The following is a 13,691-nucleotide window of genomic DNA, read 5'->3' as shown; positions in this document are numbered from 1 at the left end:
GTGAGCCGGGTGCTGTTCGTGCTGACCCCGCAGGTGCATCTGCTCGACCTCGCCGGCCCGGCGCAGGTGTTCTCCACCGCCCCGGGCTACCGGCTGCACTACGTGGCCGAGGCGTCGCCGGTGCCGACGTGGCAGGGTGTGCCGCTCTGCGCCGAGCTGGAGTGGCCCACCCTCGACCCCGGTGACCTGCTGCTGGTCCCGGGCTGGCGCAGCGGCTACGGCTACTTCACGCCGGCGACCCTGGACCGGATCGCCGCCCATCACGCGGCCGGCGGGACGGTCGCGAGCGTGTGCGCCGGAGCGGACGCCCTGGGCCGGGCCGGCCTGCTCGACGGCCGCCGCTGCACCACCCACCACGACCTGCAGGACGCGTTCGCCCGCAGGTTCCCGAAGGCGACCGTCACCCGGGACGTGCTCTACGTCTGCGACGAGCGGGTGGTCACATCGGCCGGCATCGCCAGCGGCATCGACCTGGCCCTGCACCTGGTCGCCCAGCGGCACGGCCCGGCGACCGCCGCCCGGGTGGCCCGCGAGATGGTCGTCTACGCCCGGCGCAACGGCGAGGAGCAGCAGCACAGTGCCATGCTGCGTCATCGGGCCCACCTCAGCGACGTGGTGCACCGGGTCCAGGACCGGATCGACGCGGACTTCGCCGCCCCACTGCCGCTGGCCGATCTGGCCGCCGGTGCGGGTGTCAGCGAGCGCACCCTGACCCGCCTGTTCACCACCGCGACCGGCCGGACCCCGCTGCGCTATCAGCAGTTGCTCCGCGTGGAGCGTGCCGAGTACCTGATCGGCCACGGCTCGACCGCCGAGTCCGCGGCCCGGGCCGTCGGCTTCACCGACGCCCGCATGCTCCGCCGCCTCCGCGCCCGCTGACCCGGGGCGGCGGCTCGCTCTCGCGGGGTGACGTCTGGGGCCGCATTCGGCCCGGCGGTTGCGGACGGTCCGTACCGGCGACTGCCTGATCCGGATCGACACGGGACCCTTTGTGGCCGTACCGAACAAAGAAAAGCAACGGGAACGGCCGGGCCCGTCTGGCACCGGGCCCGGCCGTTTCACCGGTGGCTTGCGCTCACACGGGGGGATAGCGATCGGGGGGTCGCTCCGCGGAGCGGCAAGCCGTTATTTGTAGGTGATGTTGGCGGAGGTGAACCTGCAATTCGTGCCGTCCCCGCCGGTGCTCGCCTTGTAGGTGGCGACCTTGGTGGGCTCGGCGCCGGTCTTGTTGCCCTTGTAGGTGACGCAGATGGAGATCTTCTTGCTGCTGTCGCCGACGATCGTGATGCCGGAGAGCGTGGCGGTGTCGCCGAAGTTCGAGTTGATGCCGACCAGGCTCGAGCCGGGGGCGGTGACCTCGATGTTCTTCAGGACGACGGCCCGCTTGTACTGGGTGGAGCAGTTGCCGCAGGAGCGGTAGAGCTTGCCGAAGTCGGCCACCGCGAAGCTGCTGATCGTCAGGGTGCCGCCGCCGTTGTGCTGGAACACCTTGTCGTCGGCGCCCTTCGCGCCGCCGCCGGTGACCGTGTACTTGGCGCTCGAGCCGCCCTTGAAGGTGGCCGCGTCCTCGCCGACGTTCTCCCACCACACGTTGGAGATGGTGCAGGAGCCCAGGCAGTGCACGCCGTCCGCGGCCGGGGAGCCGATGATGACGTTCTTCAGGGTCGCGCCGTCGGCCAGGGTGAACATCGGATCCTGGCCCTCGTCCTGGCTGCCGCTGCCGAGTGCGCCGCTGCCGACGTAGCGCTTCAGGCCGCCGTCGAGGGTGCCGGAGACCGCCTTGGTGGCGGTGAGCTTCACCGTGCCGGTCGCGGTCGGCCAGGTCGCGGCGGAAGCGCCCTGCGTGTAGACGACCGCACCGAGGCCCAGACCGAGCGCGGCGATCGCCACGACACCGGCACGCCATCGCTTCCGCAGATTGTTGAACACTATCGGCCTTTCAAAGGGGAATGACGGGGGAGCGAGATAAATGCTGAACCCCATTAGCAGCCCCTGTCAACTCGCTTAACCAGTAATTTAACCGTGCATTTATAAATGGACGGAGAAATGCATTCCACTGATAAGTGTGCGCTCGCCGAGGAAACGTTGCCTGTAATTTTGTGCTACTGCCGGGCTACGGAACGTCGATGTCGGTGTCGTCGGCGACGTCGTCCACCGGCACCACCCGGACCGGGTTGGCGCGCAGATAGTCGCGGGCGCCGCGGTCCCCGGTCGCGGACGCCGACACCCCGGCCCAGTGGTCGCGCCCGAGCAGCACCGGATGCCCACGCCGCTCGCCGTAACCGCCCATGACCAGCGCGCCGGGGCCGGCGTGGGCGACGATCCGGCGGACCGCCTCGGCCGAGACGCCGGGCATGTCCACCAGCAGCACCACGGCCGCCGTCGCCCCGCTCCCCGACAGCGCGGCGAGCCCGGAGCGCAGCGACGAGCCCATACCGGTCGGCCAGTCCATGTTGACCACGGTCGCGGGCAGGTCCGGTGCGGCGGCCCGGACCTCGTCGGCCGCCGCGCCGAGCACCACCGTGATCATGTCGCACCCGGCCTCGCGCAGCGTGTCCGCGGCCCGCTGCACGAGGAGCCGGCCATCGTACGGGACCAGCGCCTTCGGCATGCCGTAGCGCCGGCCCGCCCCGGCTGCCAGCACCAGTCCCGCGACCGTCATCGCGGCAGCGCCAGACCCCGGACCGCGGCCAGCGGCAACGCCGTGCGCGGGTGATAGGCGGTGCGCCACAGCCCACCGTGCGCCGCCGCGACCGCCTCGTCCTCCCAGGCCGCCGGCGCCGCCGATCGCGGCTTGCGGATCTGGTGCACCAGCAGCAGCGCCATCAGCCGGCTCGCCGTCTCCGGCTCGAAGATCTCCACGTCGAACAGGTGGGCGCCCGCGTAGGCGGCGGCGAGCATGCGGTTGCTGAGCACCGACCGGGTACGCGTCGGCGGCGCCACCGCGAAGCTGACCACGCCGTCGCGCCGGGTCAGGGTGGACCGCCAGCGGTGGATGCGCTTGGCCAGCGCGTAGTTCGGGCCCTGCTGCGGGACCAGGCTGTCGTTGAGACCGGGGACCCCGTTGTGAAGGTAGTTGGGGCGCAGCAGCCGGCCGCCGGAGACCACGGCGCCGGCTCTGGCCCGCGCGGACCGGGCGGCGTACCGCTCCCGCGATTGGGTGACGGCCGCGCCCGGCGCCGCGTACACGTCGGTCGGCGTGGCCAGGAACGCGAGCGCCGTGTCGTGCCGGTGGTGCCGCAGGTGCGCGCCGAGCGCGTCGACGGCCGCCGCGAGCAGCGGGTACGCGCCGCCCGGGGCGTACACGTAGTTGCCCAGGATCAGCCGGCCGTCGAAGCCGAGCACCCACTGCGCCACCGCGCTCAGGTCACTGAGCAGGTCGGCGCCGGGGGTCGCACCGCTCACCGGGGCGAACAGCCGACCGGCCGTCACCTTCCCCTGGATTCGCTGCCACAGGTCCTCGCGGGGCAGGTCGAGGGCGAGGACCGTGCCGCCCCAGTCGAGGAACGAGCCGACCGGTCCCATCTCGGTGCCGGCCCCGGCCGCGACCAGTGTCTGGTCGCTGAGGTCCAGCCAGTCCGGTGACGCGGCGACCTCCCGGACCGCGTCGGCGCACGACTCCTCGACCACGCCGGCCGCGATCCAGGCGTCCAGCCGGCGCTGCAGGGCGTCGCCGCGCAGCAGCTCGCCCCGGTACGGCAGGACGACCTCGGTCTCCGGCCGGCCCTCGCCCTTGACCTCGACCGTCTCCAGCGCACGCTCCGGCGCCGCCATCAGGGCCTGGGCCAGGGCGAACTCGCCGTCGTCGCGCCGGTACCGGATGCGGGCCTGCACCGAGGCCAGGCCGGCTTCGGCGATCTCGTAGCCGGCCGTGCCGTCGGCGGCCAGACCGGCCTCGACCAGGGCTCGGAAGTGGCGCGGGTAGCCGCGCCGCCAGTCGGACTCGCGCTCGGCGGCCGCCGCAGCGGCCGGGTCCACGGAACGCAGGGCGTCGGCGACGACGGCCCGGCCGAACGCCGTGCTGGAACGCCGGCCGGTCTCGTCGGAGGGGAAATCGATCAGGAGGGCAGGGTGATCCACCGCGCCAGTATCGCCGCCTCCTACCAGAGGAGGAGAAGCCCTCCTTCGACCGGCCGCCGATGCGGCCCCCGGACGGACGATTCCACCGCCGGAACAGGCGAACGTAAGCCCATGACCACCATCGATTCGCTCACCGCGGGAAGCGTGCCCGCCCAGCGCAGCCCGGGCCGCTGGAACCGGTCGCTGCTGTTTCTCACCGCCGCGTCCGCGGTGCTGGCCGTCATCGCCCTCACCGGGATCTTCGTCGACGACCGGATCCTCACCGGCGTCCCGATCTGGCTCAAGCCGTTCAAGTTCGCTGTCTCGTTCGTGTTCTACGCCTTCACACTGGCCTGGATGCTGGCCGTCCTGCCCCGGCGCAGCCGTGCCGCCGAACGGGCCGGCGTCGTCATCCTGGGGGTGGCCATCGTCGAGCTGACCATCATCGTGACCCAGGTGATCCGCGGGACGACCAGCCACTTCAACGTGAGCACCCCGCTCGACGAGACGCTCTGGAACCTGATGGGGCCGTCGATCATGGTGCTGTTCTTCGCCCAGGTGGTGATCGCGGTGGCCGTGCTGCGGCAGCGGATCCCGGACCGGCCGGCCGCGTTCGCGATCCGGCTCGGACTGGGCGTCTCCCTGCTCGGCATGGCGATCGCCTTCCTGATGACCTCGCAGGTGACCGACAGTGGGCTGATCGGGGCGCACTCGGTCGGCGTGCCCGACGGCGGCCCGTCGATGCCGGTCACCGGGTGGAGCACCACCGGCGGTGATCTGCGCATCAGCCACTTCGTCGGGCTGCACGCGCTCCAGGCGCTGCCGCTGCTCGCGTACGGGCTGGCCCGCTGGACCCGGCTGGCGGACACGGTACGGGCGCGGCTTGTGCTGATCGGCGGGAGCGCGTACGCCGTACTGGTGATCCTCTTGACCTGGCAGGCGCTGCGCGCGCAACCGCTGCTGCAACCGGACGGGCTCACTCTGGCCGCGTTCGCCGCCCTGGCCGCCGTGACCGGTGCCGCGAGCGTCGTCGCGATCCGGGGCCGGGCGTGACCGGAATCCTGTTCGACCTCACGTTTCTGCTGGCCGCGCCGTTCTGGGCGCTGATGATCCTGCTGCCGAAGTGGTCGTGGACCACCCGGATCGTGCGCAGCCCGCTGATCGTGCTGCCGATCGTGGCGATCTACGCGGCGCTGATCGTCCCGGACTTCGCGAACGTCTGGGCGAGCGTGTCGAACCCGACCCTGGACGGGGTGGCCGAGCTGCTCGGCTCCCCGGCCGGGGCGGCCGCCGGATGGGCGCACATGATCGCCTTCGACCTGTTCGTCGGCCGCTGGTCCTTCCTGGACAGCCGGGAGCGCGGGATCCCGGTCCTGCTGATGGCGCCGATCCTGTTCCTGACCATCATGCTGGGGCCGCTCGGTCTGGCCGCCTACCTCGCGGTGCGGTCACGCCGGCCCGAGCGCCTAGGCTGATCGGCATGAGCCGGGCGGGTCGCCTGTTGAATGCGCGGGAGACGCTCCCGCGCATGCTGCTGCTGATCCTCAGCGGCCTGGCCTACCTGCTCGTCATCTGCGGGACGCAGGCGCCGCCGACCGGGCCGCAGTGGGTGCTGGCCGGGCTCGCGTTCGCCGCCGGGCTCCTGCTGCACCGGCGGCAGCCGGTGAACCTGCTGGTGCAGACGCTGCTCTTCGGGATCGCGCTGGCCTTCATCGACGATCCGACGATCAATCAGGTGGGCACCGCGTGGGCGCTGGGCGAGCTGGCGTTCTGGGCGCCGCGGGCCGTTCACGTCGTGGCCGGCGCCGGGCTGGTCGCGCTGACCTATCTGGTGCTGGGGCTGCCGGGGTCGCAGGTGAGTCTTACCGAGTCGCTGGTCGGGCTGACCACCAGCCTGGGCCTTCCGATCCTGCTGGGCCTCGTCGGGCGGACCACCCACGAGCTGGGCCTGCAGGCCACCCGCCGGGCCGAGTCGGAGCAGCGTGCCGCCCGCGCCGACGAGCGCGCCGCCATCGCCCGGGAGCTGCACGACGTGGTCGCCCATCACATCGCCTCGGTGGTGCTGCGGGTCGGGGTGGCCCGGCACGTGCTGCCGGATCTCGACCCGAAGGTGGCCGACGTCTTCGACGACGTCCACCGGACGGGGACGGAGGCGCTGACCGATCTGCGGCAACTGGTCGCGGTGCTCAGAGACCCCGAGGGGGTACGCGGAGACGCCGCCCTGACCGCGATCGAGCCGGGGTCCCTGCCCGCCGCGCTGGACGGCGCCGTGGAGAAGGCCCGCCTGGCCGGGGTGATCGTGGAGGCCGAGATCGACCCGGCGGTCGGCTCGCTGGACGCGGTGCGTGGCCTGGCCGTGCTCCGCCTCACCCAGGAGGCGCTGACGAACGTGGCGAAGCACGCCGGCCCGTCGGCCACGGCCTCGTTGCGGGTGCGCGCCGCCGGCTCCGGCGTGGAGTGGACGGTGATGGACGACGGCGGCCGGGCGGGCGGCCCGCGGGACGCCCCGGTGGGTGGCGGTCACGGGCTCACCGGCATGCGGGAGCGTGTCGAGGTGCTGGGCGGGATCCTGACCGCCGGGCCGGACGGGAAGGGGTGGCGTGTGAGCACGGTGCTGCCGGGATGATCCGGGTGCTGCTCGTCGACGATCAGCAGCTGATCCGGGCCGGGTTGCGGATGCTCTGCGACGCCCAGCCCGGCATGGAGGTGGTCGGCGAGGCCGGTGACGGGCGGGCCGCGATCGACCTGGCGGCCCGGCTGCTGCCCGACGTGATCGTGATGGATCTGCGGATGCCCGGCGTCGACGGGATCTCCGCGACCAGCCGGATCATCGCGGCCCGCCCGGCGGCCCGGGTGCTGGTGCTCACCACGTTCGGCGACGACGACCACCTCTACCCGGCGCTGCAGGCCGGGGCGTGCGGTTTCCTGCTCAAGGACGCCCCGCCCGAGGAGTTGCTGCACGGCATCCGGCAGGCGGCGACCGGGGAGAGCCCGTTCAGCCAGGACGTGCTGCGCCGGCTGGTGCGCCGCGCGGTCGACGCACGGCCCGAGCCGCGTGGCCGCGTCGGCGGCCTGACCGCCCGCGAGCAGGAGGTGCTCGAGCTGGTCGGTGAGGGGCTGAGCAACACCGAGATCGCCGAGCGGATGCACATCGGCGTGACCACGGTCAAGACGCACATCACCGCGCTGATGACCAAGACGGGCAGCCCCAACCGGGTTCGCCTGGCCCTGCTCGCCCACCGGGTCTGACTCCTCAAGCCGGGGGTCCGGCGGCCGATCACGCCGGGCATGCGTAAGTGGATCGCCGCGGCGGTGGCCGCCTCCGTCATCGTCTCCCCGGTACCGGCGCACGCCGCCGCCGAGCCGGCCGGCCGTTACATCGTCACGTTGAAGGACGGCGTCCCGGACCTGCTCGCCGGCCGGCTGCTGCGCCAGTTCCGCAGCTTTCCCGGATACGTCACCGAGATGACCGCCACCCAGGCCCGCCGGGTCGCCGCCGACCCGTCGGTCCGGCACGTCGAGGCGGACCGGAAGATCGCGCTCACCGGCACCGTCGCTGCCACCGGCACCGGCATCGGCGCTGGCACCGGCACCGGCACCGTGGCCGTCACCGGCACCCAGAAGAACCCGGTCTGGGGTCTGGACCGCATCGACCAGCGGAGCAGGTCGCTCTCCCATGGCTACCGGCCGTCCGCCGACGGCGACTCGGTGCACGCCTACGTCGTCGACACCGGCATCCGGACCACCCATCGGCAGTTCGGCGGGCGGGCCGTCTCCGGCTACGACTTCGTCGGCCACGACACGGACGCCGACGACTGCAACGGCCACGGCACTCATGTGGCCGGGACGATCGGCGGATCCACGTACGGTGTGGCCAAGAAGGTGAAGCTGGTCGCGGTCCGGGTGCTCGACTGCGAGGGTGAAGGCTACATCTCGGAGATCATCGACGGCATCGACTGGGTGACCCGGAACGCGCAGCTGCCCGCGGTGGTCAACATGAGCCTCGGCGGCGGCAACAGCCCGGCGCTGGACCAGGCCGTGAAGGACTCGATCGCGACCGGGATCACCTACGTGGTGGCGGCCGGCAACGAGGACCGGGACGCGCGGCGCAGCAGCCCCGCCGACGTGCCGGCGGCGATCACCGTGGCGGCCACCGACAGCCGGGACCGGCGGGCCTCGTTCTCCAACTACGGCAAGATCGTGGACCTCTTCGCTCCGGGCGTCGGCATCAGGTCGTCGGTCGCGAGCAGCGACACCGCCACGGCGAAGTACAGCGGCACGTCGATGGCCGCGCCGCACGTGGCCGGGGCGGCCGCGCTGATGCTGGACGCGAACCCGGCGTACACCCCGGCGCAGGTGCAGGCGAAGCTGATCGCGAACGCCACCAAGGGCAAGGTCACCGACCGGGTCGGCGCCCCGAACCGGCTGCTCTTCGTCCCGGCGCCGCCCAAGGCCCCGGTGATCGCCACCGGCCGGACCCCGCAGGCCGGGGTGGGCGTGCCCTACTCGGCGCGGCTGACCCTCGCCACGGGTCGCCGCGGCACCTGGAAGCTCGACTCCGGCACGCTCCCGGCCGGTCTGTCGCTCTCCTCCGCCGGGGTCGTCTCGGGCACACCGGAGAAGCCCGGCCGGTACACGGTGACCGTCCGGTTCACCGACTACGTGCCGCAGGCGGTGACGAAGCGGGTGGTGATCCCGGTCGTCGCCACCACGCCGCTGATCACCACCGAGGTGTTGCCCGACCTGATCGCCGAGGTGCCGTTCGAGCAGTGGTTCGAGGTGGCCGGTGGCCGGGACGGTGTGTGGACGCTGGACTCCGGAGAGCTACCGGCCGGGTTGAGCCTGTCGGCGGACGGTCTGCTGAGCGGCGTACCCACCGGTGCGGCGGGTACCGCCTACACCTTCACGATCCGGTTCACCGACGCCTGGGGCCAGACGGCCGCCCGGAGGTACACGCTGACCGCCCGCTGAGCCCGTGCCTGCGCCGCCGTCCTCACCAGTCGAGGGCGGCGGCGTATTTCTGTGCGACCGCGGTGGACTCGGGCAGGTCGCTCTCCAGCACCGGCAGGCCCGGCCGGACCACGATGGCGCCCAGCTCGACCAGCAGCTGGCGCAGCAGTGCCTCGGCCGCGGCGGCCTGCGGCGCGACGCCGGCGGTGACCACCGGGACGGCCAGCTTGCCGGCCAGCGCCTGCGCCGGGAGCTGGTCGAGCAGGACCTTGAGGACTCCGGTGTAGCTGCCCTTGTACGTCGGTGTGGCCACGACCAGCAGGTTCGCCTCGCTGAGCACGGCGATGGCCGCCTTCGTCGCCTCGTCGCCCGGGGTGAGCAGGCCGGCGCCGATCGAGCCGACCTCGATCACGTGTGGCTGCGGGGAGCCGAGCTGCTCCGCGATGGCCTCGCCGACCGCGACGGCGAGCGCCGACGTCCTGGATCCGGCCCGGGGTTGCCGGACACCACCACGATTCCCGTCATGTCATGACCTTTCTGGCTTCATCGGCGGGCCGGTGCCTGTCTCGGGAGGCCGCACGATGGCATGGTCGCCGGCCTCGACGCGCCGGAGGTGAGCACTATGGCGCATATCCTAGTTAGCCGATAGGGAATTGTCACTACGGAGGATATGATGCCTGCCACTGCCTATCTAACTGATAGGAAATGTATCCTTGCCTCACCCACCGTGAAGGAGCAGTCATGTCCGCACTGGCCGTCGCCCACCCGCACGCCACGTACCCCCGCCCGGTCCTTCTGAGGCCGGTGCCCGAACCGCCGCCGGAGCAGCATGTGGACGATGACCAGGCGCCCGTGACCGTGACGATCAGCATCGCGGGCGGGGCCGGTGGCCGGGAGCGGGTGCTCGCGGCGCTGCGCGAGCTGGTGGACGCGGCCGGTGCGACCACCTCCGTGGAGCTGGGTGGTGTGCCGGTCGCGCCGTCCGCCGAGGGTGCCGCCGAGATCCGTCTCGACCCGCGGGCGCGCACCGCGTTCCGTGGCGGCAGGCTGCTGGAGCTCAGCCGCCTGGAGTACGACCTGCTCCTCTTCCTGGCCCGCCACCCGCGTCAGGTGTTCAGCCGTTCGCAGCTGCTGACCCACGTGTGGGGCCATCGGCACACCACCAATCGCACGGTCGACGTGCACGTCAGCCGCCTGCGGACCAAACTCGACGATCCGGAGCTGATCACCACGGTGTACGGCCTGGGCTACCGGCTCGCCGACGACGCCCCGATCGTCGTCGTCGAGCGGTAAGCAGGCTGTTGACGTGTGTCGATGTAGCCGCCGCGCCGGCCGGTGACCCGAGGTCACCGGCCGGTTGCGTTTTTTCCGGCTTCATCCCGAACGGGTAATAGGTCCGCGGTATGCATGGGCTGTCTTCCCTGTTCAGACCCTTGTTGATCGCCATTCGGTGTTTGTTCACACCTCTTGCCAGTTGATAGAGAGATTTAAATACTTGCGAGCACGTGGTGCGCCGGATCGGGCGTACCCACCCCTACCCGTTCCCCCTGGGAGGAATCGTGCTCAACCCGAAGCTTCGCCGACCGATCGTCGGCCTTGCCATGGGCATCCTCGTCGGAAGCGGACTCGCCGCCACCCCCGCCGCGGCCGCTCCGATCGCCGACCCGACCGCGCTCGCCAACACCCTCGACTCCCGTCTGGGCGTGCGTGACGCGGGCTCCTATATCGACTCCTCCGGCAAGCTCGTCGTCAACGTGACCGACGCCGCGACCGCCGCCGAGGTTAAGGCCACCGGCGCCACCCCGCGCTTCGTCACCCGCAGCGGCGCCGCGCTGGCCGCCGCCGACGACAACCTCAAGACCAACCTGAAGACGCCGGGCACCGCCTTCGCCGTCGACCCGGTCACCAACCAGGTCGTCGTCTCGGTGGACGAGAGCATCACCGGCGCCAAGCTCGACGCGGTCAAGGCCACCGTCGCCAAGCTCGGTGACGCCGCCCGCATCGAGAGCGTCCCCGGCAAGCTCAGCCTCCGGATCTCCGGTGGCGACGCGATCTACGCCCCCAGCGGCGGCCGCTGCTCGCTCGGCTTCAACGTCCGTAACAGCGCCGGCACCAACTACTTCCTGACCGCCGGCCACTGCACCAACATCTCGTCGACCTGGACCAACGGCTCCGCCACGCTCGGCACCCGGGCCGGCTCCAGCTTCCCGGGCAACGACTACGGCATCGTCCGCTACACCAACACGACCATCACCAAGACCGGCGGCGTCGGCACCAGCGTCGACATCACCTCGGCGGCCACCCCGGCCGTCGGCGCGACCGTCACCCGTCGCGGCTCCACCACCGGCACCCGCTCCGGCCGGGTCACCGCGCTCAACAGCACGGTGAACTACGCCGAGGGCTCGGTCTCCGGCCTGATCCGCACCACCGTCTGCGCCGAGCCCGGCGACAGCGGCGGCTCGCTCTACTCCGGCACGACCGCGCACGGCCTCACCTCGGGTGGCAGTGGCAACTGCTCCAGCGGTGGCGTCACCTACTTCCAGCCGGTCGTCGAGGCCCTGAGCGCGTACGGCGTCTCGGTCTTCTGACACACGCCTGCGGCCCGCCGGTGACGCCCACTCCGTGAGCTATCCGGACGGGGCCGGGCCGATCCGGACACCCGCCCCCGATCACTTGATCGGGGGCGGGTTCGGTGTATCACAATCGATGGATGACCACAGTGAACAACGGCCGCAAGGTGCACCGGGGTGACAAGGCGCCGGGCTGCCCGGCCCGGGTCGGTGCCGACGGCGTCTGGCACATCCAGGACTACGCCACCGCACGGCTGTTCCTGCGGCACACCGACACCCGGCAGGCCGGCCTCGGCATCGAGAACGCGCTGCGTCACCAGCACCGGATGCGGCTGCCGATGCTCTACCGCGACGGGCCGGAGCACCGCGAGCAGCGCCGGCAGACCGCCCGCTACTTCACCCCGAAACGGGTCGAGTCGGCGTACCGGGACCTGATGCAGCGGCTCGCCGACCAGCAGTGCGAGGTGCTGCGCCGGCGCGGGGCGGCCGACCTGTCGGCGCTCTCCTTCCAGCTCGCCGTCGCCGTCGCGGCCGAGGTCGTCGGCCTCACCGAGAGCGCGCCGGGGATGCCGCAGCGCCTCGACCGGTTCTTCACCATTCCCGACCCGGCCGCGCGAGGGCTGGCCGCTGTCCGGCAGAAGGCGTTCAACAACTTCGTCATGCTGTCGTTCCTCTGGCGCGACGTGCGCCCGGCCGTCGCCGCCCGCCGCCGCAACCGCCGCGACGACCTGATCTCGCACCTGATCGACGAGGGCTGCACCCTGCCCGAGATCCTCGGCGAGTGCGTCACCTTCGCCGCCGCCGGCATGGTCACCACCCGCGAGTTCATCACCGTCGCCGCCTGGCACCTGCTCACCGACGCGACCCTGCGGGAGCGGTACACCGGCGGTGATCCGGCCGACCGGATCGCTGTCCTGCACGAGATCCTGCGACTCGAACCGGTCGTCGGCGACCTGCTCCGGTGGACCACCGCGGACGTGGCGGTCGGCGAGGTCACCATCCCGTCCGGCGCCCGCGTCGAGGTCGGGGTGGCCGCGGCCAACCTGGACCCCGCCGAGGCCGGCGAGAGGCCCCGCGCCGTCTGCCCCGGCCGCGCGGTCGGCCCCGGCCTCTCCTTCGGCGACGGCGCACACAAGTGTCCCGGCGCGCACATCGCGATCCAGGAGACCGACATCTTCCTGAGCAGGCTCTTCGCGATGCCCAACCTGCGGATGATCCAGGAGCCGACCGTGACGATCCGCCCCGACATCGCCTCCTACGAGATCAAGGGCCTGGTCCTCGCGGTCTAGTCCTGGTCGCCGACCCGCTCCTCGCCGCGGCGGCGCAGCATCTTGAGGCCCGGCAGCCCGGCGATGGCCAGGTGCAGGTCCTCGGTCACTTCGAGCAGCTTGTGCAGGTCGGGGCCCATCTGGTCGAGCTTGCCCAGCAGCGGCATCACGTCGTGGACGAGGTGCCGCTGCAGAGCCGGCAGCTCGTCGATCATGCGGATCGCGGCGGTCACCTCGTCGGGAGTGAGTTCGGACACGAAACGGGCGGCCAGCGGGGCGGCCTGGCGCAGCGTGGGGGAGTAGTCGCCGAGCAGGCTCTCGACCTCACCGGCCACCGCGTTCGCCCGGGTGGTGATGGAGGTCACTCCGTCGATCGTCGTGTCGGCCCGGATCGCGATGGTCGAGACGTCGTCGATCGCCTTGTTCGCCCGGGTGGCGATCGCGGAGACGTCGTCGATCGCGGTGTTGGCCCGGGTGGCGATCGCGGCCACCTCGTCGACGGCGATGGCCGCCGCGGTCACGATGGCCCGTGTCTCGGCCACCGCCGACTCGGCCGCGGTGGCCACCGCGGACACCCGCTCGATCAGCTCCTCGGCCCGGCCGGCGGCCAGCGTGATCCGGTTGATCAGCAGCTCGGTCTGGCCCGGCCCGAACACCGGGATCGTCGCCGCGGTGGCCGCCGTCTCGATCACCTTGCCGGCCGCCGTGGTGGTCATCTGGAGGGCGCCGGACACGAGAGAGAACATGCACCCATTGTGCGCCGGTTCCGCATCCTCGCCCGGTGACGGGCTGTACCGAGGGCACAGCCGAGCGTCGAAAGTCGGGAATACACAGGAATCCGGTG

General features: G+C 71.9%; 14 protein-coding genes. 9 read left to right on the top strand and 5 right to left on the bottom strand.

The genetic code is table 11. The features are described 5' to 3' along the window. Positions 1-879 carry a GlxA family transcriptional regulator gene (locus ACQPZW_RS40845; protein ID WP_433791400.1) on the top strand — a complete coding sequence of 293 codons (879 nt, stop codon included), beginning with the start codon at positions 1-3 and terminating at the stop codon, positions 877-879. Between the two features lie 246 nt (positions 880-1,125). Here ACQPZW_RS40845 and ACQPZW_RS40840 read toward each other — a convergent pair whose 3' ends face one another. From ACQPZW_RS40840 to ACQPZW_RS40830, 3 genes are all read right to left on the bottom strand, one after another. After that, complete coding sequence (locus ACQPZW_RS40840) at positions 1,126-1,929, bottom strand: pectate lyase (RefSeq protein ID WP_433791399.1); 804 nt, start codon at positions 1,927-1,929, stop codon at positions 1,126-1,128. A gap of 184 nt (positions 1,930-2,113) precedes the next feature. Continuing rightward, positions 2,114-2,662 carry a nucleotidyltransferase family protein gene (locus tag ACQPZW_RS40835; protein ID WP_433791398.1) on the bottom strand — a complete coding sequence of 183 codons (549 nt, stop codon included), beginning with the start codon at positions 2,660-2,662 and terminating at the stop codon, positions 2,114-2,116. Beyond that, positions 2,659-4,080, bottom strand: coding sequence for a hypothetical protein (locus ACQPZW_RS40830; protein WP_433791397.1), 1,422 nt, complete (start codon positions 4,078-4,080; stop codon positions 2,659-2,661). The genes ACQPZW_RS40835 and ACQPZW_RS40830 overlap by 4 nt, the downstream gene beginning before the upstream one ends. 111 nt (positions 4,081-4,191) lie before the next feature. On the opposite strand from ACQPZW_RS40830, the gene ACQPZW_RS40825 reads away from it, so the two are divergent. From ACQPZW_RS40825 to ACQPZW_RS40805, 5 genes are read left to right on the top strand one after another with little or no spacing between them, the layout of a single operon-like run. Then, positions 4,192-5,112, top strand: coding sequence for a hypothetical protein (locus ACQPZW_RS40825; protein WP_433791396.1), 921 nt, complete (start codon positions 4,192-4,194; stop codon positions 5,110-5,112). Further along, complete coding sequence (locus ACQPZW_RS40820; RefSeq protein ID WP_433791395.1) at positions 5,109-5,534, top strand: ABA4-like family protein; 426 nt, start codon at positions 5,109-5,111, stop codon at positions 5,532-5,534. Before ACQPZW_RS40825 ends, ACQPZW_RS40820 begins: the two co-directional genes overlap by 4 nt. 5 nt (positions 5,535-5,539) lie before the next feature. Then, positions 5,540-6,685 (top strand): sensor histidine kinase, encoded by a 1,146-nt coding sequence (locus ACQPZW_RS40815; RefSeq protein WP_433791394.1) that lies wholly within the window; start codon positions 5,540-5,542, stop codon positions 6,683-6,685. Continuing rightward, on the top strand, positions 6,682-7,308 hold the full coding sequence (locus ACQPZW_RS40810) for a response regulator transcription factor (protein ID WP_433791393.1): 627 nt from the start codon (positions 6,682-6,684) through the stop codon (positions 7,306-7,308). Before ACQPZW_RS40815 ends, ACQPZW_RS40810 begins: the two co-directional genes overlap by 4 nt. A gap of 39 nt (positions 7,309-7,347) precedes the next feature. After that, complete coding sequence (locus ACQPZW_RS40805) at positions 7,348-9,030, top strand: S8 family serine peptidase (protein ID WP_433791392.1); 1,683 nt, start codon at positions 7,348-7,350, stop codon at positions 9,028-9,030. Positions 9,031-9,052: 22 nt separating this feature from the next. On the opposite strand, the gene ACQPZW_RS40800 is transcribed toward ACQPZW_RS40805, so the two are convergent. After that, positions 9,053-9,454, bottom strand: coding sequence for an NADPH-dependent FMN reductase (locus ACQPZW_RS40800; RefSeq protein WP_433797761.1), 402 nt, complete (start codon positions 9,452-9,454; stop codon positions 9,053-9,055). Between the two features lie 296 nt (positions 9,455-9,750). Here ACQPZW_RS40800 and ACQPZW_RS40795 point away from each other — a divergent pair, with 296 nt between their 5' ends. From ACQPZW_RS40795 to ACQPZW_RS40785, 3 genes are all read left to right on the top strand, one after another. Further along, the gene (locus ACQPZW_RS40795; protein WP_433791391.1) at positions 9,751-10,302 is read left to right on the top strand and encodes a winged helix-turn-helix domain-containing protein; all 552 of its coding nucleotides are present in this window, start codon (positions 9,751-9,753) and stop codon (positions 10,300-10,302) included. Positions 10,303-10,610: 308 nt separating this feature from the next. Beyond that, positions 10,611-11,597: a S1 family peptidase gene (locus tag ACQPZW_RS40790; protein ID WP_433791390.1), complete on the top strand. Its 987-nt coding sequence runs from the start codon at positions 10,611-10,613 to the stop codon at positions 11,595-11,597. Positions 11,598-11,719: 122 nt separating this feature from the next. After that, positions 11,720-12,868 carry a cytochrome P450 gene (locus tag ACQPZW_RS40785; protein ID WP_433791389.1) on the top strand — a complete coding sequence of 383 codons (1,149 nt, stop codon included), beginning with the start codon at positions 11,720-11,722 and terminating at the stop codon, positions 12,866-12,868. On the opposite strand, the gene ACQPZW_RS40780 is transcribed toward ACQPZW_RS40785, so the two are convergent. Continuing rightward, entirely contained in the window at positions 12,865-13,593 is a 729-nt protein-coding gene (locus ACQPZW_RS40780) for a hypothetical protein (protein WP_433791388.1), read from the bottom strand. The two genes, ACQPZW_RS40785 and ACQPZW_RS40780, sit on opposite strands and share 4 nt — an antisense overlap. Positions 13,594-13,691: the final 98 nt, after the last annotated feature.

Origin of the sequence: Actinoplanes sp. CA-252034 (assembly GCF_050956125.1) — a bacterium.
Lineage (GTDB): Bacteria > Actinomycetota > Actinomycetes > Mycobacteriales > Micromonosporaceae > Actinoplanes.
Note: the sequence above shows the minus strand (reverse complement) of the source record. Positions and strands in the feature narration are given on the sequence as shown.